This is a genomic window from Streptomyces sp. NPDC101166 (assembly GCF_044768125.1).
Lineage (GTDB): Bacteria > Actinomycetota > Actinomycetes > Streptomycetales > Streptomycetaceae > Streptomyces.
In genome coordinates this window covers 137,186-161,800 of sequence record NZ_JBIWPF010000003.1, presented here as the reverse complement: position 1 = coordinate 161,800, position 24,615 = coordinate 137,186, and the positions used below count along the sequence as shown (strand labels likewise).

Annotated in this window: 19 protein-coding genes; 12 read left to right on the top strand and 7 right to left on the bottom strand. The window is 71.1% G+C overall.

What is annotated here, in order from left to right; translation table 11 throughout:
* Nucleotides 1-373 precede the first annotated feature (373 nt).
* From ACIRS4_RS07575 to pgi, 7 genes are all read left to right on the top strand, one after another.
* Entirely contained in the window at nucleotides 374-3,331 is a 2,958-nt protein-coding gene (locus tag ACIRS4_RS07575) for a M14 family zinc carboxypeptidase (protein WP_404191446.1), read from the top strand.
* Nucleotides 3,332-3,558: 227 nt separating this feature from the next.
* Nucleotides 3,559-4,566, top strand: a complete 1,008-nt coding sequence (gap, locus tag ACIRS4_RS07570; RefSeq protein ID WP_351096977.1) for a type I glyceraldehyde-3-phosphate dehydrogenase — start codon at nucleotides 3,559-3,561, stop codon at nucleotides 4,564-4,566.
* Nucleotides 4,567-4,701: 135 nt separating this feature from the next.
* A complete protein-coding gene (locus ACIRS4_RS07565; RefSeq protein WP_404191442.1) occupies nucleotides 4,702-5,913 on the top strand; it encodes a phosphoglycerate kinase in 1,212 nt (403 codons plus the stop codon).
* 5 nt (nucleotides 5,914-5,918) lie between these two features.
* Nucleotides 5,919-6,695 carry a triose-phosphate isomerase gene (tpiA, locus tag ACIRS4_RS07560; RefSeq protein ID WP_404191439.1) on the top strand — a complete coding sequence of 259 codons (777 nt, stop codon included), beginning with the start codon at nucleotides 5,919-5,921 and terminating at the stop codon, nucleotides 6,693-6,695.
* Nucleotides 6,696-6,819: 124 nt separating this feature from the next.
* Nucleotides 6,820-7,050, top strand: a complete 231-nt coding sequence (secG, locus tag ACIRS4_RS07555) for a preprotein translocase subunit SecG (RefSeq protein ID WP_207228689.1) — start codon at nucleotides 6,820-6,822, stop codon at nucleotides 7,048-7,050.
* A 244-nt stretch (nucleotides 7,051-7,294) separates the two neighbouring features.
* Nucleotides 7,295-7,630, top strand: coding sequence for an RNA polymerase-binding protein RbpA (locus ACIRS4_RS07550; RefSeq protein WP_078637775.1), 336 nt, complete (start codon nucleotides 7,295-7,297; stop codon nucleotides 7,628-7,630).
* Between the two features lie 241 nt (nucleotides 7,631-7,871).
* Nucleotides 7,872-9,521 carry a glucose-6-phosphate isomerase gene (gene pgi / locus ACIRS4_RS07545; protein WP_404191436.1) on the top strand — a complete coding sequence of 550 codons (1,650 nt, stop codon included), beginning with the start codon at nucleotides 7,872-7,874 and terminating at the stop codon, nucleotides 9,519-9,521.
* Nucleotides 9,522-9,533: 12 nt separating this feature from the next.
* On the opposite strand, the gene ACIRS4_RS07540 is transcribed toward pgi, so the two are convergent.
* The 3 genes from ACIRS4_RS07540 to ACIRS4_RS07530 are packed head-to-tail and all read right to left on the bottom strand — an operon-like array spanning nucleotide 9,534 to nucleotide 13,149.
* The gene (locus ACIRS4_RS07540) at nucleotides 9,534-11,822 is read right to left on the bottom strand and encodes an ABC transporter permease (RefSeq protein WP_404191433.1); all 2,289 of its coding nucleotides are present in this window, start codon (nucleotides 11,820-11,822) and stop codon (nucleotides 9,534-9,536) included.
* Nucleotides 11,823-11,860: 38 nt separating this feature from the next.
* A complete protein-coding gene (locus ACIRS4_RS07535) occupies nucleotides 11,861-12,610 on the bottom strand; it encodes an ABC transporter ATP-binding protein (RefSeq protein WP_404191430.1) in 750 nt (249 codons plus the stop codon).
* Nucleotides 12,607-13,149, bottom strand: a complete 543-nt coding sequence (locus ACIRS4_RS07530) for a PadR family transcriptional regulator (protein WP_404191427.1) — start codon at nucleotides 13,147-13,149, stop codon at nucleotides 12,607-12,609. Before ACIRS4_RS07530 ends, ACIRS4_RS07535 begins: the two co-directional genes overlap by 4 nt.
* A gap of 125 nt (nucleotides 13,150-13,274) precedes the next feature.
* On the opposite strand from ACIRS4_RS07530, the gene ACIRS4_RS07525 reads away from it, so the two are divergent.
* The 5 genes from ACIRS4_RS07525 to ACIRS4_RS07505 all read left to right on the top strand — a co-directional run bounded on the left by ACIRS4_RS07525 (nucleotide 13,275) and on the right by ACIRS4_RS07505 (nucleotide 19,871).
* Nucleotides 13,275-14,543: an ABC transporter substrate-binding protein gene (locus ACIRS4_RS07525; RefSeq protein ID WP_404191424.1), complete on the top strand. Its 1,269-nt coding sequence runs from the start codon at nucleotides 13,275-13,277 to the stop codon at nucleotides 14,541-14,543.
* Nucleotides 14,544-14,681: 138 nt separating this feature from the next.
* Nucleotides 14,682-16,307 carry a glycoside hydrolase family 13 protein gene (locus ACIRS4_RS07520; RefSeq protein WP_404191421.1) on the top strand — a complete coding sequence of 542 codons (1,626 nt, stop codon included), beginning with the start codon at nucleotides 14,682-14,684 and terminating at the stop codon, nucleotides 16,305-16,307.
* A 37-nt stretch (nucleotides 16,308-16,344) separates the two neighbouring features.
* Nucleotides 16,345-17,673, top strand: coding sequence for an ABC transporter substrate-binding protein (locus tag ACIRS4_RS07515; RefSeq protein ID WP_404191419.1), 1,329 nt, complete (start codon nucleotides 16,345-16,347; stop codon nucleotides 17,671-17,673).
* A 6-nt stretch (nucleotides 17,674-17,679) separates the two neighbouring features.
* On the top strand, nucleotides 17,680-19,035 hold the full coding sequence (locus ACIRS4_RS07510; RefSeq protein WP_404191416.1) for a carbohydrate ABC transporter permease: 1,356 nt from the start codon (nucleotides 17,680-17,682) through the stop codon (nucleotides 19,033-19,035).
* On the top strand, nucleotides 19,032-19,871 hold the full coding sequence (locus tag ACIRS4_RS07505) for a carbohydrate ABC transporter permease (RefSeq protein ID WP_404191413.1): 840 nt from the start codon (nucleotides 19,032-19,034) through the stop codon (nucleotides 19,869-19,871). Before ACIRS4_RS07510 ends, ACIRS4_RS07505 begins: the two co-directional genes overlap by 4 nt.
* An 86-nt stretch (nucleotides 19,872-19,957) precedes the next feature.
* On the opposite strand, the gene pgl is transcribed toward ACIRS4_RS07505, so the two are convergent.
* From pgl to tal, 4 genes are read right to left on the bottom strand one after another with little or no spacing between them, the layout of a single operon-like run.
* The gene (gene pgl, locus ACIRS4_RS07500; protein ID WP_404191410.1) at nucleotides 19,958-20,740 is read right to left on the bottom strand and encodes a 6-phosphogluconolactonase; all 783 of its coding nucleotides are present in this window, start codon (nucleotides 20,738-20,740) and stop codon (nucleotides 19,958-19,960) included.
* The gene (opcA, locus tag ACIRS4_RS07495; RefSeq protein WP_404191407.1) at nucleotides 20,737-21,939 is read right to left on the bottom strand and encodes a glucose-6-phosphate dehydrogenase assembly protein OpcA; all 1,203 of its coding nucleotides are present in this window, start codon (nucleotides 21,937-21,939) and stop codon (nucleotides 20,737-20,739) included. Before opcA ends, pgl begins: the two co-directional genes overlap by 4 nt.
* Nucleotides 21,936-23,474, bottom strand: a complete 1,539-nt coding sequence (gene zwf, locus ACIRS4_RS07490) for a glucose-6-phosphate dehydrogenase (protein WP_358795056.1) — start codon at nucleotides 23,472-23,474, stop codon at nucleotides 21,936-21,938. Before zwf ends, opcA begins: the two co-directional genes overlap by 4 nt.
* Before the next feature lie 4 nt (nucleotides 23,475-23,478).
* Complete coding sequence (tal, locus tag ACIRS4_RS07485; protein ID WP_404191404.1) at nucleotides 23,479-24,597, bottom strand: transaldolase; 1,119 nt, start codon at nucleotides 24,595-24,597, stop codon at nucleotides 23,479-23,481.
* Nucleotides 24,598-24,615 lie beyond the last annotated feature (18 nt).

Genomic DNA, 24,615 nt, shown 5'->3' with positions numbered 1-24,615 from the left:
GCAGTGCCGTCGTCCCCGCCGGCGCCCGCCACCGGCCCGACTGCCCCGTCCGGGCTGCCCGAAAGCGGTCAGGCCCACTGGCGCAGCGCACGCGGCACCGCGCCCACCGCGGTACCTGACCACCGGTCACCGGGCCGCCTGCCCAAGGGCGGCAGCGCCCGGCGAACACCCCCAACCCACACCACCCCACCCCCACCCCGACCCCATCCCTTCGCCCCAACCTCACCCCCCACCCCAACACGTCACAAGGCAAGCCCACTTGGGCTGGTAGCCGGCGTGTTCATCCACCCTTGAGGCACCCTTGACTCGATCAAGAACTGACATGAGCCTGGCACCTGTTCGCTGTTGCGGCGAACCCACACCAGGGGGGTTCATGAGACGTAGAGCGAGATCGATCCTCGCTGTCGGCGCGCTCCTGATCGGCGGAGCGAGCCTCGCGCCCATCGCACAGGCACAACCCGGAACACCGGCGAAGGACACCGACTCGGACGAGGTCAAGGTGTTCCGCGCCGAGGTCAGCAAGAAGCAGATCCCGCTGCTGCTGGCGGCCGGTCAGGACGGTCACGAACTCAGTGAGCGGGCGCCCGCTCAGGGCACCGCCACCGTCGAGGTCTACCTCACCGACAAGCAGGCCCGGAAACTGGAGCAGCAGGGCGTCCCCCTCACCGAGCACGCCCTGTCCGCCAAGGCGGAGGCCCGTGTGGAGGCCGCCGCCGACGGGGTGTTCCGCCCCTACAGCGGCAAGGGCGGCCTGAAGGAGGAGCTCCTCCGCACCGCCCAGGAGAACCCCGGCCTCACCAAGGTCGTCTCCATCGGCAAGACCGTCGGGGGACAGGACATCCTCGCGCTCAAGCTCACCAAGGACGCGAAGCGGAGCAAGGACGGCTCCAAGCCGGCCACGCTGTACATGTCCAACCAGCACGCGCGCGAGTGGATCACGCCGGAGATGACCCGCCGGCTGCTCCACCACTACCTGGACAGCTACTCGACGGACCAGCGCGTCAAGAAGATCGTCGACACCACCGAACTGTGGTTCCTGCTGTCCGCCAACCCGGACGGCTACGACTACACCTTCCAGAGCGCCGACAACCGCCTGTGGCGCAAGAACCTGCGGGACGTCAACGCCGACGGAGTCATCGGCACCGGCGACGGCGTCGACCTCAACCGCAACTTCGCCTACAAGTGGGGCTACGACGACGAGGGTTCGTCCCCCACCCCCACCAGTCAGACCTACCGCGGCCCGGGCCCGAACTCCGAGCCCGAGACCAAGGCGCTGGACGCCTTCGAGAAGCGCATCGGCTTCGCGTACGGCATCAACTACCACTCCGCCGCCGAACTCCTCCTCTACGGCGTCGGCTGGCAGGTCGCCACCGACACCCCGGACGACGTCGCCTACAAGGCGCTCGCCGGCACCCCGGAGCACTCCGCGATCCCCGGCTACCACCCCCAGGTCTCCTCGGAGCTGTACACCACCAACGGCGAGGCCGACGGCCACGCGGTCAACGTCAACGGCACGGCGATGTTCACCCCCGAGATGTCGACCTGTCAGACGGCCTCGGACCTCGTCCCGGACGACCGGTGGAACGCGGCCGACTGCCAGTCGGTCTTCAACTTCCCGGACGACGAGAAGCTGATCCAGCAGGAGTTCGCCAAGAACATCCCCTTCGCGCTCTCCGTCGCCGAGAGCGCCGCGCGCCCCGACCGGCCGAAGTCCTCGGTCGGCCTGACCGCGGCCGACTTCACCCTCGCGCCGTTCAGCACGTCGTACTCGCGCGGGCACAAGCAGGAGGTCTCGGTCGTCGCCCGCAAGGCGATCCGCGACAAGGAGCTCAAGTACCGCGTCAACGGCGGCCCCACGTACGACCAGAGGCTCAAGTCCTGGAACGGCGGCGAGACCTACGGCGGCGAGGACGACCTCTACTTCGACGAGTACCGCGCCAAGGTGAAGCACGGCGAACCCGGCGACAAGGTCGAGGTGTGGTTCACCGGTGAGGACGAGGACGGCGCGCAGGTCTCCAGCGCGCACTTCACGTACACGGTCGCCGAACTGCCCAAGGCGGACACACTGGTCGTCGCCGAGGAGGGCGCGGCCGCCACGCAGGCGCAGACCTACGTCGACGCGCTGAAGGCCAACGGCCACAAGGCGGTCGTCTGGGACGTCGCACGGCAGGGCGTGCCCGACGCGCTCGGCGTGCTCGGCCACTTCGACACCGTCGTCCACTACACGGGTGCGAGCGCCCCGGGCAACCCGACCCAGCTGGAGCTGCGCGCCTACCTCAACGAGGGCGGCAAACTGATCGAGGCGGGCGAACTCGCGGGCGGCAACGTCGACCTGGGCGACGGCACCCCGTCCAACGACTTCAGCCAGTACTACCTGGGCGCCTACACCCGCACCTCCCTGCCCGGCCCGACCTCCTTCGAGGGCGCGGGCGCGCTGGCCGGCTCCGGCGGGCCGCTGGGCGCGGCGCCGGGCAACCCGCTGAACCAGGCAGGCTCGTTCACCGTCACCTCCGACAACCTGCCCATGTCCGGCTTCCCGCAGTTCGCCAGCGCGGGAGCGGGCCGCTACCCCGGCACGGTCAACCCGTTCGGGCCCTACGAGGGCGCCTCCATGGCCGCCGTCACCCACAGCGACTACGCCTGGAACCGCCTCACCCGCACCATCGACCTCACCGGGGTGAGCGCGTCCCAGCAGCCGGCGCTGCGGACCCGGCTGCTGTGGAACACCGAACCGGGCTACGACCACGCCGTCCTGGAGGCGCACACCGCGGGCGCCGACGACTGGACCACGCTGCCGGAGGCCGGCGGCGCCACCAGCACCGCCGTGCCCGCCGAATGCGAGGCCGGGTATCTGATCCAGGCGCACCCCGCGCTCAAGCGGTATCTGACGCTCAGCGGCGGCGCCTGCGCGCCGACCGGCTCCAGCGGCTCCTGGAACAGCTTCACCGGCGCTTCGGCCGGCTGGCAGGACGTGTCCTTCGACCTGTCCGCCTATGCCGGGAAGTCCGTGGAGGTGTCGCTCTCCTACATCACCGACCCCGGCACCGGCGGCCGTGGCGTCCTCGCCGACAACGCCTCCGTCGTCGTGGGCGGCGACGCGGTGCAGACCGAGGGCTTCGAGACGTCGCTCGGCGCCTGGAGCGTCCCCGGCCCGCCGGCCGGCAGCCCCGCCGTCGTCAAGGACTGGGCGCGCAGCGGAGCCCTGTTCCAGACGTACGCGGCGGTCGCCACCGACGACACCGTGCTGCTGGGCTTCGGGCTGGAGCACCTCACCGCCGCCGCCGACCGCAAAGCGCTCATCGGAAAGGCCCTCGCATCACTTGATCAGTGACGCACCGGTCAACCGCCTTTGACGGTCCGTAGCGAAAACGGCCCCGAAGGGCCTCTGGCCAGGGCGGTCCGTACCCCTACTGGCGGGTACGGACCGCCATGCCGTGTATGGGCCGACTCAATGTCACTCCCCGGGTCGCGGAGAGGTAGGGTCGGGGGTGGTCGGGGACATCCCAAACACAGCTCGCCGGCACCGCATGGCCGGCGTACCAACGAGGAGATCGGTTCGTGACGATCCGCGTAGGCATCAACGGCTTCGGCCGTATCGGGCGTAACTACTTCCGCGCGCTCCTGGAGCAGGGTGCTGACATCGAGATCGTGGCTGTCAACGACCTGGGTGACACCGCGACCACCGCTCACCTGCTCAAGTACGACACCATCCTGGGCCGTCTGAAGGCCGAGGTCTCGCACACCGCCGACACGATCACCGTCGACGGCAAGACCATCAAGGTGCTCGCCGAGCGCAACCCCGCCGACATCCCGTGGGGCGAGCTGGGCGTCGACATCGTCATCGAGTCCACCGGCATCTTCACCAAGAAGGAAGACGCCGCGAAGCACCTCGCCGGCGGCGCCAAGAAGGTCCTCATCTCGGCTCCGGCCAAGGACGAGGACGTCACCATCGTGATGGGCGTCAACCAGGACAAGTACGACCCGGCGAACCACCACGTCATCTCCAACGCCTCCTGCACCACCAACTGTGTGGCGCCGATGGCCAAGGTCCTCGACGAGAACTTCGGCATCGTCAAGGGCCTGATGACGACGGTGCACGCGTACACCAACGACCAGCGCATCCTGGACTTCCCGCACAAGGACCTGCGCCGCGCCCGCGCCGCCGCCGAGAACATCATCCCGACCACGACGGGCGCCGCCAAGGCCACCGCCCTGGTCCTGCCCCAGCTCAAGGGCAAGCTCGACGGCATCGCGATGCGCGTCCCGGTCCCCACCGGCTCCGTCACCGACCTGGTGCTGGAGCTGGGCCGCGAGGTCACCAAGGAAGAGGTCAACGCCGCCTTCCAGAAGGCCGCCGAGGGCGAGCTCAAGGGCATCCTGGAGTACACGGAGGACCCGATCGTCTCCTCCGACATCGTCAACGCCCCCGCGTCCTGCACCTTCGACTCGTCCCTGACCATGGTCCAGGACGGCAAGAACGTGAAGGTCATCGGCTGGTACGACAACGAGTGGGGCTACTCCAACCGCCTCGTCGACCTGACGGTCTTCGTCGGCGGCCAGCTCTGACCGACAGAGCGGGCAGCTCGATGTGAGAGCAGGGCTCGGGCAGCGCAGGGACGCGCTGCCCGAGCCCTGACTCACGTCACGACAGGCCTTCTCTACGATCACGGAGTACCACCAGCCCTCCCGGGAGCCCCTTTCATGAAGACGATCGACGAACTTCTCTCCGAAGGCGTGGCAGGCAAGCGCGTCTTCGTCCGTGCCGACCTCAACGTGCCGCTGGACAGCGGCGCCATCACCGACGACGGCCGCATCCGCGCCGTGCTGCCGACCGTCAAGGCCCTCGCGGACGCGGGCGCCAAGGTGGTCGTCGCCTCGCACCTGGGCCGCCCCAAGGGCGCTCCGGACCCGGCCTTCTCCCTCGCCCCGGCCGCCGCCCGCCTCGGCGAACTCCTCGGTGCCGACGTGGCCTTCGCGACCGACACGGTCGGCGAGTCCGCCCGCTCCACCGTCGCCGGCCTCACCGACGGCCAGGTCGCCGTCATCGAGAACCTGCGCTTCAACGCGGGCGAGACGTCCAAGGACGACGCCGAGCGCGGCGACTTCGCCGACCGGCTCGCCGAGCTCGCCGACCTCTACGTCGGCGACGGCTTCGGCGCGGTGCACCGCAAGCACGCGTCCGTCTACGACCTCCCGGCCCGGCTGCCGCACGCGGCCGGCTACCTCATCGCCACCGAGGTCGGCGTCCTGAGGAAGCTCACCGAGGACGTCAAGCGGCCCTACGTCGTCGCCCTCGGCGGCGCCAAGGTCTCCGACAAGCTCGCCGTCATCGACGAACTGCTCGGCAAGGCCGACCGTCTCCTCATCGGCGGCGGCATGGCGTACACCTTCCTCAAGGCCCAGGGCCACGAGGTCGGCATCTCCCTCCTCCAGGAGGACCAGATCCCGGTCGTCACCGAGTACATCGCGCGCGCCGAGAAGACCGGCGTCGAACTGGTCCTGCCGGTCGACGTGCTGGTCTCGCCCGAGTTCCCGGACCTGAAGGCCAAGGCGCCCACCCACCCCACGACCGTCGCCGCGGACTCGATCCCCGCCGACCAGGAGGGTCTGGACATCGGTCCCGAGACCCGCAAGCTCTACGCCTCGAAGCTCGCCGACGCGGCCACCGTCTTCTGGAACGGCCCGATGGGCGTCTTCGAGCACCCCGACTACGCCGAGGGCACCAAGGCGGTCGCCCAGGCCCTCCTCGACTCCCCGGGCTTCACGGTCGTCGGCGGCGGCGACTCCGCCGCGGCCGTCCGCCTCCTGGGCTTCGACGAGAACGCATTCGGCCACATCTCGACCGGCGGCGGCGCCTCCCTCGAATACCTCGAGGGCAAGACGCTCCCCGGCCTCGCCGCACTGGAGGACTGACCCACATGACCGCGCGCACGCCGCTGATGGCGGGCAACTGGAAGATGAACCTCAACCACCTCGAGGCCATCGCCCACACCCAGAAGCTCGCCTTCGCCCTCGCGGACAAGGACTACGAGGCCGTCGAGGTCGCCGTCCTGCCGCCCTTCACCGACCTGCGCTCCGTGCAGACCCTGGTCGACGGCGACAAGCTCAAGATCAAGTACGGCGCCCAGGACATCTCGGCGCACGACGGGGGCGCCTACACCGGCGAGATCTCCGGCGCCATGCTGGCCAAGCTGAAGTGCACCTACGTGGCCGTCGGCCACTCCGAGCGCCGCCAGTACCACGCCGAGACCGACGAGCTGGTCAACGCCAAGGTGAAGGCCGCCTACAAGCACGGCCTCACCCCGATCCTGTGCGTGGGCGAGGAGCTGGAGGTCCGCGAGGCGGGCAACCACGTCTCCCACACCCTCGCCCAGGTCGAGGGCGGTCTGAAGGACCTCCCGGCCGAGCAGGCCGAGACGGTCGTCATCGCCTACGAGCCCGTGTGGGCCATCGGCACCGGCAAGGTCTGCGGCGCCGAGGACGCCCAGGAGGTCTGCGCCGCCATCCGCGGCAAGGTCGCCGAGCTGTACACGCAGGAGCTGGCCGACGGGGTCCGCATCCAGTACGGCGGCTCCGTCAAGGCCGGCAACGTCGCCGAGATCATGGCGCAGGCCGACATCGACGGCGCGCTGGTCGGCGGCGCCTCGCTGGACGCCGACGAGTTCGTCAAGATCGTGCGTTTCCGCGACCAGTAGCCATCAGGCGGGCCGAGCTGTGAGTATGCGGTAGCGGCGATCCGTCGTACCCTTGCGGGGGCGCAGCGACGTCGCTGTGCCCCCGTCGTCATCCGAATCCGAGGAAGTTGGTCCAGCCGTGGTTTTGGGGTTCTCGATCGCCCTGATCGTCTTCAGCCTGCTGCTGATGCTGCTGGTGCTGATGCACAAGGGAAAGGGCGGCGGCCTCTCCGACATGTTCGGTGGCGGTATGCAGTCCTCCGTCGGCGGCTCCTCGGTCGCCGAGCGCAACCTCGACCGCATCACCGTGGTGATCGGTCTGCTGTGGTTCGCGTGCATCGTCGTCCTCGGCATCCTCATGAAGACGAACAGCTGAGCGGACGACCGGCCGCTGAGCGGTCGCCCTGCTGAGAGCGCACACAAAAGCACATTCCACACGTAACGCCCCATGTTCGGTACGCGCGGCTGACCGCGGCCTATCATGGGGCTTGCGTCTCGCGGAGCGGGGGCCTTGTAACTCCGGTCACTGGACGCGCGTTGGGCCTTACGTAGACTGAGGCGCTCGCGGCGAAGCGAAACCCGACTCGCTTTGCGGCACCATCACGCAGGGAGTTACGACCGTGGCAAGTGGCAACGCGATCCGGGGAAGCCGGGTCGGGGCGGGGCCGATGGGCGAGGCCGAGCGCGGTGAGTCAGCGCCGCGTCTGCGCATCTCCTTCTGGTGCTCCAACGGGCATGAGACGCAGCCCAGCTTCGCCAGCGACGCGCAGGTGCCCGAGACCTGGGACTGTCCGCGCTGCGGCTTCCCGGCCGGCCAGGACCGGGACAACCCCCCGGCCCCGCCGCGCACCGAGCCTTACAAGACGCACCTCGCCTATGTGCGGGAGCGGCGCAGCGACGCGGACGGCGAGGCGATCCTCGCCGAGGCGCTCGCCAAACTGCGGGGCGAGATCTAGGAGTTGAGACCGGCCGGGCGCCTTCGGGCACCTGGCCGGTCGCTTTTCCGCCCCCGCGCGCCGGCCGCCCCGTCCCTCCTGCCCGCGTGCGCTGTGAGGCGAACCGCCCCTGTCGGCCGTATCTGTTGTCGCACCCCGCACGGGCCCGCGTCAGCTCATCTCGTGTGCTGATCAATTAGGTTGGGACCCGAGCGGGACAAGACGCGCAGCACGGACAGGCGAGGAAGAGGGCTGGCTCGACATGAACGCAGACGGCACGAGGCTCCATCAGATGCCCGAGTGGACCGCTCTGGCCAAGCACCGTGAGGAACTCGGCGGGGTGGGGCTGCGTGAGCTGTTCGCCGACGACGCGGGGCGCGGCGAGGCGTACACCCTGCAGGTGGGCGACCTGCACATCGACTACTCCAAGCACCTCGTCACCGACGAGACGCTGCGGCTGCTGCGTGAGCTGGCCGCCGCCACCGACGTCTTCGGCCTGCGGGACGCCATGTTCCGCGGCGAGAGGATCAACACCACCGAGGACCGCGCCGTCCTGCACACCGCGCTGCGTGCCCCGCGCGACGCGGTGATCGAGGTCGACGGGCAGAACGTGGTCCCCGCGGTGCACGCCGTCCTCGACAAGATGGCCGACTTCGCGGGCCGGGTCCGCTCCGGCGAGTGGACCGGCCACACCGGCCGCCGTATCCGCAACGTCGTCAACATCGGCATCGGCGGCTCCGACCTCGGCCCGGCCATGGCCTACGAGGTGCTGCGCGCCTGTACCGACCGCTCGCTGACCTTCCGGTTCGTCTCCAACGTGGACGGCGCCGACCTGCACGAGGCGACACAGGACCTGGACCCGGCCGAGACGCTGTTCATCATCGCGTCCAAGACCTTCACCACCATCGAGACGATCACCAACGCCGGCTCGGCCCGCCAGTGGGTGCTGGACGCCCTCGGTGGGGGAGAGGCCGCCGTGGCGAAGCACTTCGTCGCGTTGTCCACCAACGCCGAGAAGGTCGCCGGCTTCGGCATCGACACGGCCAACATGTTCGAGTTCTGGGACTGGGTCGGCGGGCGGTACTCCTTCGACTCGGCGATCGGGCTCTCCCTGATGATCGCCGTCGGCGCGGACCGCTTCCGCGAGATGCTCGACGGCTTCCGGCTCGTCGACGAGCACTTCCGCACCGCTCCCGCCGAGGCCAACGTCCCCTTGCTGCTCGGGCTGTTGGGCATCTGGTACGGCAACTTCCACGACGCGCAGTCGCACGCCGTGCTGCCGTACAGCCACTACTTGTCCAAGTTCGCCGCCTATCTGCAGCAGTTGGACATGGAGTCCAACGGCAAGTCCGTCGGCCGCGACGGCCGGGAGGTGGACTGGCAGACGGGCCCGGTGGTCTGGGGCACCCCGGGCACCAACGGCCAGCACGCCTACTACCAGTTGATCCATCAGGGGACGAAGCTGATCCCGGCGGACTTCATCGGCTTCGCCGAGCCGGTCGCCGAGCTGAGCGGGCCGCTGCGGGCGCAGCACGACCTGCTGATGGCCAACTTCTTCGCACAGACGCAGGCGCTGGCCTTCGGCAAGACGCCGGAGGAGGTGCGCGGCGAGGGCGTGCCGGAGGAGCTGGTCGCGCACAAGACGTTCAAGGGCGACCACCCGACCACGACGATCCTCGCGGGCGAGCTGACGCCGTCGGTCCTCGGTCAGCTCATCGCCCTCTACGAGCACAAGGTGTTCGTGCAGGGCGCGATCTGGAACATCGACTCCTTCGACCAGTGGGGCGTGGAACTGGGCAAGGTCCTCGCCAAGCGCGTCGAGCCGGCCCTGACCGAGGGCGCGGATGTGCCGGGCCTGGACGCCTCCACGCGGGCGCTGGTCGCCAAGTACCGTTCCCTCAGGGGTCGTTGACGAGAACAAGGCTCATGTCACGGCGCTGAGGGTGTCCGCGAGTCTGCGGCGGGAGGCGCGGGCGGCCGGAAGCGCCGCCAGAGCCGTCGCGCCCAGCACGGCCGCCGTGCCGAGCAGCAGCAGGAGCGGCAGGGGCGGGGACTGAGCGATCCCCGCCCCGATGCCGCTCGACCGGCCCTGGGTGTCGATCAGCCAGTGCGCCAGAGGCGTGCCCAGGGCCGTGCCCAGCACGGCCGCCGCCAGCGTCGTGCAGGCGGTGGCCGTCACGGTGATCGCGGTGATCTGCCGGGGGGACAGTCCGACGGCCTTGAGGGCGAGCAGATCACGTTCGCTTTCGCGGACCGTGCCGCCGATCACCGTCAGCAGCTCGATGAGCCCGATCAGGGCCAGGACGGCGATCACAGCCACCACCACCCCGCGCAGCGGGGAGAGCCCGTCGGCCGGGTTGACGGCGGTGTGGACGTCCAGACGGCCCTGGCCGGCCGCGGTGAGGCGGGCCGCGACCGCGGCCGGGTCGGCGTCGGGAGTCAGGCGGAGCTGGTAGAGGGTCGGTCCGCCCAGCTCGGGCGCGTTCTCGCGGAGGGTGTCGAGCGAGGTGGAGATGACCCGGCCGGCGTTCTCCGGTTCGATGCTGCGGCCCACGATGTGCAGGATCTGCGGCTGGTCGCCCACCGTCATCCGCACCCAGTCGCCGACGCCCACGTCCAGCAGGTCGAGCAGCCCCTGCCCGGCCACCGCCTCGTCCGGGCCGTGCGCCGGGCGGCCCTCGGCCAGGGTGTACGGGTAGGGGTCCTGGCGGGTGCCGTAACCGCGCAGGGCGATCGTGGCCGTCTGGCCGGGGACCAGGGCCGCCACCTCCACGCCGGGGTAGGCGGCGGCGACCTGCGGATCGCGGGTGAGGAGCGCGCGCGTCGAGGTGCCGTTGAGCGCGGCGTCCGGGTGGACCGTGAGCGCGGTGGGCAGGCCCGTCCGCTCGGGTGCGCTGTGGAAGCGGTCGATCGTGGTCCAGGCGCTCAACGCGACCACGATCAGCAGCAGCGGCAGCGCGAGCCGGGCCACCGTCGCCAGGGACCTCAGCCGGCGGGTGAGGAAGGCCTTGTGCCAGCCGAGGACCAGGGCGGGCGGCAGCCGCAGGCCGAGCGCCCGCAGCGCCGCCCCGGACAGCCGTCCCCCCGACGGCGAGGCCGGGCGCGGCACCGGCACCGGCGGCACGCGCCCCGCCCGCCACGCGGCGAGTCCGGTGATCGCGGCGATGAACAGCACCGCCCCGGCCGGCACCGCGAACAGCGCCACGGTGTGTCCCGGCAGCCCATGCCAGACGCCGACCGCGTCCCCGAGCCGGCCGGGGACGAGGCTGCCCAGCGCCTGGGTGAGGGCCGCCGCGGCCGTCGCGCCGAGCAGCGCGTAGGCGATGTGCTGGAGCAGGAAGATCCGCACGACCTGGCCGGGGGTGAAGCCGATCGCCTTCAGGATCGAGATGTCCCGCAGATGACCGCGGATCCGGGTGGCGATCGCGCCGTGCACCGCGAGCCCGGCGGCGACGAGGGCGCCCAGCCCGAAGAGCCCCAGCACCTGCCCCAGCAGCCGGTTGTCGCCCTGGGCCTCGGCACGCGCCTGCTGCCAGGTGGAGACCTCACTGACCGCGCCCGCGCCCAGCACCGTGACCGCGCGCTGGACGGCGTAGTCCGTGTCGTCGGGATCGGCCAGGCGCAGCCCGATCACCTGGCCGGACGGATCCGGTACGGCGGACGGCAGCGTCCAGACCAGGCCGGGCCGGTCGCCCGGGCTGTAGCGGGGCTCGGCGCTGTCGGCGATGCCGAGCACGGTCAGTTCGTGCGCGGCGCCGGGCAGGGCGAGGGTGTCGCCGGGCTCGGCGACCAGGGTGCGGGCGAGGCGGCTCTCCAGGACCACGCCGTCGGGCGTCGCGGGATCCAGCCAGCGGCCGGAGAGCAGCAGCGGGCGGCCCACGGCCGGCTGCTCGGACGCCCCGCGCAGTTCGACCGAGGCGCGGGCGCCGCGGGAGGTCAGGGTGGTGGAGGCGGTCGGCCAGGGCCCGGCGACGGAGTCGACGCCGTCCAGCGAGCGCAGTTTGTCCGTCGCGGCGGCCGGGCCGGTGTGCATCCACACATGGGCGCCGCGCGCCTGGGCGAACACCCGCTGCCAGGGGTTGGTGGCGTAGCCGAAGAGCGCCGCCGCCAGCAGCAGCGAGGCGACGACGCCCGCCGTGGCGAGCACCAGGAACAGTGCCTCGCCGCGGTGCGTGCGCAGATCGGAGTGCGCCCAGCGCAAGGTGGCCCGCACCGTCTCAGCCCTTCCGGGATTCGTCGTACGCCCGCACGTCAGTCCCTCAGTTCCAGCACACCGGAGATGCCGGCGCCGCGTGCGGGGGCGCCGTCGAGGGTCGCGTCGTCGGCGATCCGCCCGTCGAAGAAGCTGATCACCCGGTCCGCGGCGCTCGCCAGGCGGGCGTCATGGGTGACCAGCACGATCGTCTGGCCGCGCCGGTGGAAGCGGGAGAGCAGCCGCATCACCTCGCGGGTGCCCTTGCTGTCGAGGCTGCCCGCGGGCTCGTCGGCCAGCAGCAGCGGCGGACGGTTGACCAGGGCGCGGGCCAGCGCCACCCGCTGCTGCTCGCCGCCGGACAGCTCGCCCGGCATGCTCCGCTCCTTGCCCGCGAGCCCCAGTTCGGCCAGCAGCCCCTCCCGCTCCGCGCGCGCCTGCCGCGGGGAGACGCCGGCCAGCAGCGCGGGCAGTTCGACGTTGTCGGCGACGGACAGGTTCGACACCAGGTTGAAGAACTGGAAGACGATCCCGATGCGTTTCCTGCGCTCGACCGCCCAGCGCGCCTCGCCGTAGGAGTCCGTGCACTCGCCGTCCAGCCAGAGACTGCCGCCGTCCGGCCGTTGCAGTCCGCCGAGCAGATGCAGCAGCGTCGACTTCCCGGCGCCGGAGGGACCGGTGATCGCCACGAACTCGCCGCGCTCGACGCACAGGTCGACCCCGCGCACCGCACGGGCCGGGGCGCCCTCGCCGTGATGCGTCTTGACCAGGCCCTCGGCGCGCAGCACCGGAGCGGGGCGCTCGCTCACTCCAGCTCCTCCAGCTCGCTCAGTTCGTTCAGCTCTTCGAGTTCTTCCTGGCACCGCTCCAGCCAGTCCAGGTCGGCCTGCAGGTGCAGCATCGCGCCCTCGATCAGCAGGTGGGCGATACGGTTGTTCCGGTCCTCGGCGGCCGCCAGCTTCGACAGGGAGCGCATGGTGTTCAGGTACTGGCGCCGCTGCTGGTTGATGAGGGCGACCTGGTCGGCGAGACCGGTACGCGGGGCGAGGGCCAGCTTCATGAAGAAGTCGTCCCGCACCCGCGGCTCGTCCTCGGGCTCCGAGAACCAGGTGCGCAGCGCCGCCCGCCCGTCGTCGGTGAGGTGGTAGACCTTCTTGTTGGGCCGGCTGGACTGCTCGACGGCCTCGCCCTCGATCAGCCCCTGTTTCTCCAGGCGGCCGAGGGTCACATAGACCTGGCCGACGTTCGGCTGAGGGTACGCGGAGCCCAGCAGTTGCTCAAGGTCCTGCTTCAGCTCGTACCCGTGGGCCGGTCCGCGCGCGAGAAGTGCCAGGAGGGGCAGGCGCACTCGTGCTGTCCTCCTGTCCTAGGGTGAATGTGCTCCAGGCCCTAGTATCGCCCATACCTAACAGGTATACATGGCCTCTGACTCCGGGCGAAGGCGCCCGGGGCCGGGTGTGCTGGGAGGAACCTATGCGGTGGATACGCGCCGCCGGTAGGGGACTCCTTGTTCTGATCGTGGTCATGACCGGGTACGTCGCTTCGGGAGCCCGCGCCGACGAGGGGGGCGGCGACGGCCGCGGGCCGCTGACGCTCGCCACCGCCGGGGACCTCACCGGCTATCTGGGCCCCCTGCTGCAGGGCTGGAACCGCGCCCACCCCGGCGAGCGGGTCACCCTCGTCGAGCTCCCTGACTCCGCCGACGAGACCCACGCGCAGATGGCCACCGACCTGCGTGACGGCGACCGCAGCCGCTTCGACGTCCTCAACATCGACGTCAGCTGGACCTCCGAGTTCGCCGCCGCAGGCTGGATACGCCCGCTGCCCGCCGACCGGTTCCCCCTGCGGGACTTCCTGGCACCGGTGGTGGACACGGCCACCTACGACGGGCGGCTGTACGCCGTCCCGTACGTCACCAACGCCGGCCTCCTGCTCTACCGCGCGGACGTCCTCGCCGAGGAGGGCGTCCCGCCGCCGCGCACCTGGGCCGAACTGGAACGGTACGCCCGGACCATCGCCCCGAAGCACGGGCTCGACGGCTACGCCGGACAGTTCCTGCCCTACGAGGGGCTCACCGTCAACGCCGCCGAGGCCGTCTACTCGGCGGGCGGCAGCGTCCTCGGCGACGAGGGGGAGCGCGTCACCGTGGACTCGGCCGCCGCCCGCGAGGGCATCGGCTTCCTCGCCCGGGGCGTGCGCGAGGGATGGATACCGAAGCGGGCCCTCACCTACAAGGAGGAGGAGTCCAAGCAGGCCTTCCAGGACGGCCGGCTGCTCTTCCTGCGCAACTGGCCCTACGCCTACGTCGCCGCCTCGGCTCCCTCCTCGAAGGTCGCCGGACGGGTCGGCGCCGTACCGCTGCCCGGACCGGACGGTCCCGGCACCAGCGTCCTGGGCGGTTCCAACCTCGCGGTGAACACCCACGCGCGGCACCCCGACTCCGCCGCCCGGCTGATCGCCTACCTCACCAGCGAGCCCGTCCAGCGCCAGGTCCTCACCCGCGGCGCCCTGCCGCCGGTGCGCGCCGCGCTCTACGAGGACCCCGGACTGATCCGGGCGTTCCCCTATCTGCCGACCCTGCGCGAGAGCGTGCTCGCGGCCGCGCCGCGGCCCAAGAGCCCGCGCTACGACCAGGTCAGCCTGGTCGTGCAGTCGGTCGTGCACGACGCCATGGCCGGGCACGAGACGCCCGAGGCGGCGGTGCGCCGCCTGGCGCGGGAACTCGCGGCGATCTCCCGCTGACGAGCGCCCGACGCTCGCTGCACTCCCTTCACGCCTCCCCTCGCTAGTTACTTGTTAGGTAACGCATAGGTCTCATCTCGCCTTGATGCGGCTTCTTTTCGTTGACACCTTCCTGACACGCTTACCTAACATGCATACATGTTGAGTAAGTACTGCTGGTGGCGGGACGCGGTGATCTACCAGGTCTACGTCCGCAGCTTTCTGGACAGCACCGGCGACGGCGTCGGCGACCTCGCCGGGGTCAGGGCCGGACTGCCCTACCTGAAGAAGCTCGGCGTGGACGGCATCTGGCTGAGCCCGTTCTACCCGTCCCCGCAAGCCGACCACGGCTACGACGTCGCCGACTACTGCGACGTCGACCCGCTCTTCGGCGACCTCGCCGAGTTCGACCTGCTGGTGGCGGCCGCCCGCCGGCTCGGCGTCAGGGTGCTCCTGGACATCGTCCCCAACCACTGCTCCAGCGAGCACCCCTGGTTCCGCGAGGCGCTCGCCTCCCCGCCCGGCAGTGCGGCCCGCGCCCGCTTCCACTTCGCCGACGGCCGCGGCCCCGACGGCGCCGAGCCGCCCAACAACTGGCACGCCATGTTCGGCGGCCCCGCCTGGAGCCGGATCACCGAGCCCGACGGCCGGCCCGGCCAGTGGTACCTGCACATGTTCACCCCCGAGCAGCCGGACTGGAACTGGCGCACCCCCGAGGTCGCCGCCGAGTTCGACCGGATCCTGCGCTTCTGGCTGGACCGGGGCGCCGACGGCTTCCGCATCGACGTGGCCGCCGGCCTCTACAAGCACCCCTCACTGCCCGACTCCGACGACCCCGAGGCCGACGCCCGCACCCGCGACTCGGTCAACCCGCTCGCCTGGAACCAGCCCGAGGTGCACGGCGTGTGGCGGCACTGGCGGGCGGTCTGCGAGGAGTACACGGCACGCGACGGCCGCGAACGGCTCCTGGTCGGCGAGGTCTCCGTCCCCACCGCCCGCGAACACGCGCAGTACGTCCGCCCGGACGAGCTCCACCAGGCCTTCTTCTTCGACCTGTTGAGCGCCCCGTGGAACGCCGACGCCTTCCGCAAGGTCATCTCCGAGGCCATGGCCGACATCGCCGGCACCGGCTCCACGGTCACCTGGGTCCTCAACAACCACGACCAGGTCCGCACCGTCACCCGCTACGGCGAACCGGCCCCCGCCGGCAGCGGACTGGGCACCGCCCGCGCCCGCGCCGCGGCCCTGCTGATGCTCGCGCTGCCCGGCGCCGCCTACATCTACCAGGGCGAGGAACTCGGCCTGCCCGAGGTCGTCGACCTGCCCGACGACGTCCTCACCGACCCCATCTTCCGGCGCACCGGAAGCCGCGCCCGCATCCGCGACGGCTGCCGCGTCCCGCTGCCGTGGTCGGGACAGGCCTCGCCGTTCGGCTTCACCTCCGGCGCGGAGGGAGCCAAACCCTGGCTGCCGCAGCCCGACTACTTCGCCGAGCACGCCACCGACCGCGCCCTCGCCGACACCCGGTCCTTCTGGCACCTGTACCGCGACGGACTCCAACTGCGTTCCGCCCTACCCCAGTTGGGCGAGGGCGCCCTGCGCTGGCTGGACACGCCGCCCGGCGTCCTCGCCTTCGAACGCGGCGACGGCCTTCTCTGCGCCGTCAACTTCGGTACGGCGCCCACCCCCGCGCCGGTCGCCGGCGTCCCGCTGCTGTCCAGCGACCCCTGCCCGGCCGGCGTCCTGCCCGGCTCGACCTCGGCCTGGTGGCTCAGCGACCTCTGAACCCGTCAACTCCCCACCTCTCGAAGGGACATCAACGATGATGCGACGACGTACCACCCTGCTCTCCAGCTGCACCGCCCTCGCCCTCGCGCTCGGCGCCACCGCCTGCGGCGGCTCAGGACCGGTCGCGGCGGGCGGCGGCGACAAGGCGCTGAACGGCCAGACGGTCACCGTGGCCGGCGTCTGGTCCGGCAGCGAGCAGAAGAACTTCCAGAAGGTCCTGGACGCGTTCACCGAGAAGACCGGCGCGAAGACCCGGTTCACCTCCACCGGGGACAACGTCTCCACCGTCGTCGGCAGCAAGATCGAGGGCGGCAACGCCCCCGACGTCGTCATGGTCCCGCAGGTCGGGGTGCTCCAGCAGTTCGCCGCCAAGGGCTGGCTCACGCCCCTCTCCGACACCACCCGCAAGTCCGTCGAGGCCGACTACGCCCCGGTGTGGAAGACCTACGGCAGCGTCGGCGGCGCCCTCTACGGCCTGTACTTCAAGGCCGCCCACAAGTCGACCGTCTGGTACAGCCCCGACGCCCTCGCCCAGGCCGGTGTCAAGCCCCCGGCCACCTACGCCGACCTGCTGAAGGCCGGACGCACCGTCTCCGACTCCGGGCTCGCCGCCTTCTCCGTCGCCGGGCAGGACGGCTGGACCCTCACCGACTGGTTCGAGAACGTCTACCTCTCCCAGGCCGGACCCGAGAAGTACGACGCCCTCGCCGCCCACAAGCTGAAGTGGACCGACGCCTCCGTCGTCAAGGCGCTCACCACGCTCGGCGAACTCTTCAAGGACAAGCGGCTCATCGCCGGCGGCCAGAAGGGCGCGCTGAACACCGACTTCCCGGGTTCGGTGGAGAAGGTGTTCGGGCCGAAGCCCGAGGCGGGCATGGTCTACGAGGGCGACTTCGTGGCCGGCGTCGCCAAGGACCAGTTCGGCCGGAAGATCGGCCAGGACGCGAACTTCTTCCCCTTCCCCGCGGTCGACGGCGGCGACGCCCCCGTGGTCAGCGGCGGCGACGCGGCTGTCGTCCTCAAGGACGGCAAGAACGCCAAGGCGGGCATGGCCCTCCTGGAGTACCTCGCGACCCCCGAGGCCGCCGCCGTCTGGGCCGAGGCGGGCGGCTTCCTGTCCCCGAACAAGAAGCTCGACCTCGCCTCCTACGGCGACGACGTCACCCGCGCCACCGCCAAGTCCCTCGTCGACGCCGGGGACTCGGTCCGCTTCGACATGTCCGACCAGGCGCCCGCCGCGTTCGGCGGCACCAAGGGCGCGGGGGAGTGGAAGCTGCTCCAGGACTTCCTGCGCGACCCGTCCGACCCGAAGGCGACCGCGGCCCAGCTCGAAGCCGCCGCCGCCAAGGCCTACAAGGGCTGACCGGACATGACCGCGACCCTCGCGAAAGAGGCGGCCCCGCCGCCCGCCGCCCCGGCCGGCCGCGCACGCCGGTCCGGGCGGCGGGGGCGGGCCGTCGCCCTGCTCTTCGCCCTGCCCGCCCTGCTCCTGCTGGGCGCCCTCGTCGTCTACCCGGTGCTCTTCTCCGTCGGCCGCAGCCTGTTCGACGCCTCCGGCACCCGCTTCGTCGGCGGCGAGAACTACACCGAGATGTTCCGCGACCCCGCCACCCTCAAGGCCGTCCGCAACACGGCGATCTGGGTGGTCGTGGCTCCGGCGCTGCTGACCGGGCTGGGCCTGATCCTCGCCGTGCTGGTGGAGAAGATCCGCTGGGCGACGGCCTTCAAGCTGCTGCTGTTCATGCCGATGGCGGTGTCCTTCCTCGCCGCCGGCATCATCTTCCGCCTCGCCTACGACGAGGACCCCGACAAGGGCGTGCTCAACGCCGCCGCCGTCTCCCTCCACGACGCCTTCCAGGACACCTCGGCCTACCCGACGGCCCGCGCCCGCGACGGGCAGGGGCTCACCGCCGACCCGGACGGCTCCTACCGCACCGGCGCGGCCGTGTCCCCGGGCGACACGGTGACCCTCCCCCTCGTCGGCGTCGCGCCCAAGGACCTCCCCACCGGCGCCGAGCCCGCGTACACCGCCGCCCGCCCGGCCGCGCGGGACGGACTGAGCGGGGTGGTCTACCTCGACTTCACGCCCGGAGGAGGCGGAACGCCGGGCAAGGTCGACCGGAGCGAGAGCGGGCTGCCCGGGATGCGGGTCGAGGCGGTCCGCGACGGCAGGACGGCCGCGACCGCCACCACCGCCCCGGACGGCTCCTTCCGCTTCCCGCGACTGGACGCCGGCTCCTACACACTGCGGCTGCCCGCCTCGAACTTCGCGCAGCCCTACGACGGCGTCTCCTGGCTCGGCCCCGCCCTGGTCACGCCGGCGATCATCGGGGCGTACCTGTGGATCTGGACCGGCTTCGCGATGGTGCTGATCGGCGCGGGGCTCTCCACCCTGCCCCGGGACGCGCTGGAGGCGGCGCGGATGGACGGCGCGAACGAGTGGCAGATCTTCCGGAGGATCACCGTCCCGCTGCTCGCGCCCGTCCTCACCGTGGTCTTCGTGACCCTCGTCATCAACGTGATGAAGGTCTTCGACCTCGTCTACATCATCGCGCCCGGACCGGTGCAGGAGGACGCGACCGTGCTCGCCACCCAGATGTGGCTGGTGTCCTTCGGCGGCGGCAACGACCAGGGCCTCGGCAGCGCGCTCGGCGTACTGCTCCTGCTGCTGGTGGTCCCGGCGATGGTCTTCAACGTCCGCCGATTCAAGAGGAGTCAGCGATGAACGCCCTCAGGCGTCACCTCGGCAGCGGGGTCGTGCAGGCCTTTCTCGTGCTGGTCGGCCTGGTGTGGATGACGCCCCTGGCGGGACTGTTCCTGTCCTCGCTCCGGTCGGCCGAGGACACCGCCGAGGGCGGCTGGTGGACGGTGTTCGCCAGTCCCGGGCAGCTGTCCTTCGACAACTACGGGTCGCTGCTGGGGAACGCCGGCATCACCCAGGCGTTCTGGAACACCGTGCTGATCTCGGTGCCCACGACCGTGCTCGTCGTCGTGCTGGCGGCGCTCGCCGGATACGCCTTCGCCTGGCTGGACTTCCCCGGCCGGGACGCCGTCTTCCTGGTCGTGGTCGCGCTGTTGGTGGTGCCGGTGCAGATCGGCCTGCTGCCGGTCGCCAAACTCTTCGGCCAGCTGGGCCTGTTCGGGACCATCCCCGGAGTGGTGCTGTTCCACGTGGCCTACGGGCTGCCGTTCGCGGTGTTCCTGCTGCGCAACTACTTCGTGGAGATCCCGAAGGAGATGCTGGAGGCGGCCCGCATGGACGGCGGCAGCGAGTGGCGCATCTTCACCCGGCTGGTCGTCCCCGTGGGCCGGCCCGCCCTCGCCAGCCTGGCCATCTTCCAGTTCCTGTGGGTGTGGAACGACATGCTGGTGGCGCTGCTCTTCGCCGACAGCTCCTCGCAGCCGCTGACGGTCGCTCTCCAGTCCCAGATACGGCAGTTCGGCAGCAACATCGACGTGCTCGCGCCGGGCGCGTTCCTGTCGCTGGTGGTGCCGGTGGCGGTGTTCTTCGCCTTCCAGAAGCACTTCGTGCAGGGGGTGATGGCGGGCTCGGTGAAGTGAGCCCGCCGCGCACGGGGACGGGTGAGGGCGGCGGACCGTGTCGGTCCGCCGCCCTCACCCGTCGACCCGTGCTCAGGCCCCGTACGTCACGGCGATGCCGGCGGGTACAGCGCCCTGGGCAGCTCGGACGCGGCCGCCGAGTCCAGCAGCCACAGCGTGCGCGCACGGCCGCGCGCGCCGGCCGCCGGAGCCTGGATCTCGCCCGCGCCCGACAGGGCGATCGCCGCCGCCCGCGCCTTGTCCTCGCCGGCCGCCAGCAGCCACACCTCACGGGCCGCCCGGATCGCCGGGAGGGTGAGGGTGATACGGGTCGGCGGCGGCTTGGGCGCGCCGCGCACGCCGACCACCGTGCGCTCGGTCTCCCGTACGGCCGGCAGCTCCGGGAAGAGCGAGGCCACGTGGGTGTCCGGGCCGACGCCCAGCATCAGGACGTCGAAGGTGGGGACGGCGCCATGGTTCTCAGGGCCGGCCGCGCGGGCCAGTTCCTCGGCGTAGGCCGCCGCGGCGGCCTCCACATCGGCGCCGTGGGGACCGTCCGACGCGGGCATGGCGTGCACGCGCTTCGGATCCACGGGGACGGAGTCCAGCAGGGCTTCGCGGGCCTGCGTGTCGTTGCGTTCCGGGTCGCCCTCGGGCAGGAAGCGCTCGTCGCCCCACCACAGGTCGATCCGGGACCAGTCGACGGCGTCCCGGGCGGGCGCGGTCGCCAGCGCGGCCAGCAGGCCGTTGCCGTTGCGCCCCCCGGTCAGGACCACGCAGGCGTGGCCCCGGGATGCCTGCGCGTCCACGATCTTCGTGATCAGACGGGCGGCGGCGGCCTGCGCCATCAGTTCCTTGTCGTGGTGGACGACGAGCTGCGGGGCGCTCACTTCGCCGCCGCCTTCTTCGCCGGGGCCTTGCGGGCCGTCTTCTTGGCCGCCTGCTGGGCGGGCGCCTTCGCGGCCTCCTCCACGGGAGTGGCGACGGCGGCCGGCTCCCCTTCGGCCGATCCACCGGCAGCCGGTTCACCCGAAGCCGGTCGCGGTTCCTCCGAAGCCGCTCCCTCGGAGGCCGCTCCACCCGAGGCCGCGTCACCCGAAGCCGGCTCGTCCGAGCCGTAGCCGGCCTGCGCCCGCTCCGCCCGGGCCGCCGGTGTGACCTGTCCCGCCGCCAGCCGCTCCACGCCGAACCGCAGCGCCGAGGCGTAGGTGTCGTCCGGGTCCAGCCGCCGCAGTTCCTCCGCGATCAGCTCGGCGGTGTCCCGCCGCTTGAGCGCCACCGCGCGGTCGGGCTGGCCCTCTATGGAGAGCGTGGCCAGCGAGCCGTCGGCCCGGTCCAGCGCGATCGGGCCGCAGTCGGTGGACATGCGCACCGCCGTGAGCCCCGGCCCGGCGGACAGCGAGCGCTTGACGGGGACGTCCAGCCGGTCGCCCAGCCACATCGCCAGCAGCTCGCAGCTCGGGTTGAACTCCTCGCCCTCCACCTCGACCGACTCCACCTTGCAGGTGACCTGGTCCAGGGCCGCCGCCAGCATCGAACGCCAGGGCGTGATCCGGGTCCACGACAGGTCGGTGTCGCCGGGGGTGTAGGCCTCGGAGCGGGCCGCCAGGTCCCGTACGGGCTGCTCGGCGGCGTAGGTGTCGGTGACACGGCGCTGGGCCAGCGCGCCCAGGGGGTCCTGGGCCGGGTCGAGCGGCGCGTTGACCGGCCACCACGCGACGACGGGCGCGTCCGGCAGCAGCAGGGGCAGCACCACCGACTGCGCGTGGTCGGCCACCTCCCCGTACAGCCGCAGCACGACCGTCTCGCCGGTGCCCGCGTCCGCGCCGACCCGCACCTCCGCGTCCAGCCGGGACTGGGTGCGGTCGCGGGGGGAGCGGGAGACGCGCTTGATCACCACGAGCGTGCGCGAGGGGTGCTCGTGCGACGCGTCGCCGGCCGCCTTGAGAGCGTCGTACGCGTTCTCCTCGTCGGTGACGATGACCAGCGTGAGCACCATGCCCACGGCCGGCGTGCCGATCGCCCGGCGGCCCTGGACCAGCGCCTTGTTGATCTTGCTGGCCGTGGTGTCCGTGAGGTCTGTCTTCATGGCCGGCGCCAGCTCCGTCCGTCTCGTTCGAGCATCTCGTCCGCCTCGACGGGTCCCCAGGTGCCGGCCTGGTACTGGGCGGGCTTGCCGTTCTTGTCCCAGTACTCCTCGATCGGGTCGAGGATCTTCCAGGACAGCTCGACCTCCTCGGTGCGCGGGAAGAGGTTGGAGTCGCCGAGGAGGACGTCCAGGATGAGGCGCTCGTATGCCTCGGGCGAGGACTCCGTGAAGGACTCGCCGTAGGCGAAGTCCATGGACACGTCCCGGATCTCCATCGAGGTGCCCGGCACCTTGGAGCCGAAGCGGACCGTCACGCCCTCGTCGGGCTGGACGCGGATGACGATCGCGTTCTTGCCCAGTTCCTCCGTCGCCGTGTGGTCGAAGGGGGAGTGCGGGGCCCGCTGGAAGACCACCGCGATCTCGGTGACCCGGCGGCCGAGGCGCTTGCCGGTGCGCAGGTAGAAGGGGACGCCCGCCCAGCGGCGGTTGTCGACCTCGACCTTGATCGCCGCGTAGGTGTCGGTCTTCGACTTGGGGTCGATGCCGTCCTCTTCCAGATAGCCGACGGCTTTCTCGCCGCCCTGCCACCCGGCCGCGTACTGGCCGTGCACGGTGTCGCGTCCGAGGTCCTTCGGCAGCCGGACAGCGCCGAGCACCTTGGTCTTCTCCGCGGCGAGCGCGTCGGCGTCGAAGGAGGCGGGCTCCTCCATGGCCGTGAGGGCCATCAGCTGGAGCAGGTGGTTCTGGATGACGTCCCGCGCCGCGCCGATGCCGTCGTAGTAGCCGGCCCGGCCGCCGATGCCGATGTCCTCGGCCATCGTGATCTGCACATGGTCCACGAAGGACCGGTTCCAGATCGGCTCGAACATCGTGTTGGCGAAGCGCAGCGCCAGGATGTTCTGGACGGTCTCCTTGCCCAGGTAGTGGTCGATCCGGAAGACCTGGTCCGGGGCGAAGACCTCGTGGACGATCTCGTTGAGCTCCTCGGCCGACTTCAGGTCGTGGCCGAACGGCTTCTCGATGACCGCGCGCCGCCAGTGGCCGCCCTTCTGGTCCGCCAGCCCGTGCTTCTTCAGCTGCTGGATGACCACCGGGAAGGCGCCCGGGGGCACCGACAGGTAGAAGGCGAAATTACCGCCGGTGCCCTGCGCCTTGTCCAGTTCCCCGATCGTCGCCCGAAGCCGCTCGAAGGCGTCGTCGTCGTCGAAGGTGCCCTGCACGAAGCGCATCCCCTGGATGAGCTGCTGCCAGACCTCCTCGCGGAAGGGCGTGCGGGCGTGTTCCTTGACCGCGTCGTGGACCTCCTGCGCGAAGTCCTCGTGGGCCCATTCGCGGCGGGCGAACCCGACCAGCGAGAAGCCCGGCGGCAGCAGACCCCGGTTCGCGAGGTCGTACACCGCGGGCATCAGCTTCTTGCGCGACAGGTCGCCCGTGACGCCGAAGATGACCAGGCCCGACGGCCCCGCGATACGCGGGAGCCGTCGGTCTGCGGGGTCACGAAGCGGATTGGCTCCGGAACCGGGAAGGGATGACAAGTCCTCAGTCCTCCGAAGGGGCGAGGCGCTGGAGCTCCGCCTCGGTCGACTTGAGCAGGTCGTTCCAGGACGCCTCGAACTTCTCGACGCCCTCGTCCTCCAGCAGCTGCACGACCTCGTCGTAGGAGATCCCCAGCTTCTCGACCGCGTCGAGGTCCGCGCGCGCCTGCTCGTAGGTGCCGGCGACGGTGTTGCCGGTGATCTCGCCGTGGTCGTCGGCGGCGAACAGGGTCGCCTCCGGCATGGTGTTCACCGTGTTCGGCGCCACCAGGTCGTCCACGTACAGCGTGTCCTTGTACGCCGGGTCCTTCACACCGGTGGAGGCCCACAGCGGACGCTGCTTGTTGGCGCCCGCCTTCTCCAGCGCCAGCCAGCGGTCCGAGGAGAAGACCTCCTCGTACGCCTGGTAGGCGAGCCGGGCGTTGGCGAGGCCGGCCTTGCCGCGGGCGGCCTTGGCCTCGTCGGTGCCGAGCGCGTCGAGCCGCTTGTCGATCTCGGTGTCCACGCGGGACACGAAGAAGGACGCCACGGAGTGGATCTTCGACAGGTCCAGGCCGCGCTCCTTGGCCTTCTCCAGGCCGCTCAGGTAGGCGTCCATCACCTGGCGGTAGCGCTCCAGGGAGAAGATCAGCGTGACGTTGACGCTGATGCCGTGGCCGATGACCTCGCCGATCGCGGGAAGGCCGCCCATGGTGGCCGGGATCTTGATCAGCGTGTTGGGCCGGTCGACCAGCCAGGCGAGCTGCTTGGCCTCGGCGACCGTCGGCTTGGTGTGGTGGGCGAGCCGCGGGTCGACCTCGATGGAGACCCGGCCGTCCTGACCGCCGGTGGCGTCGAAGACCGGGCGCAGGATGTCGGCGGCGTCACGGACGTCCGCCGTCGTGATCATGCGGATGGCCTCTTCGACCGTGACCTTGCGGGAGGCGAGGTCCGACAGCTGCTGGTCGTAACCGTCGCCCTGCGAGATCGCCTTCTGGAAGATCGACGGGTTGGTGGTGACGCCCACGACGTGCTGCTGGTCGATCAGCTCGGCGAGGTTGCCGGACGTGATCCGCTTGCGCGACAGGTCGTCCAGCCAGATCGCGACGCCTTCCTCGGAGAGGCGCTTGAGTGCGTCTGTCATGGAATTACATCTCCTACG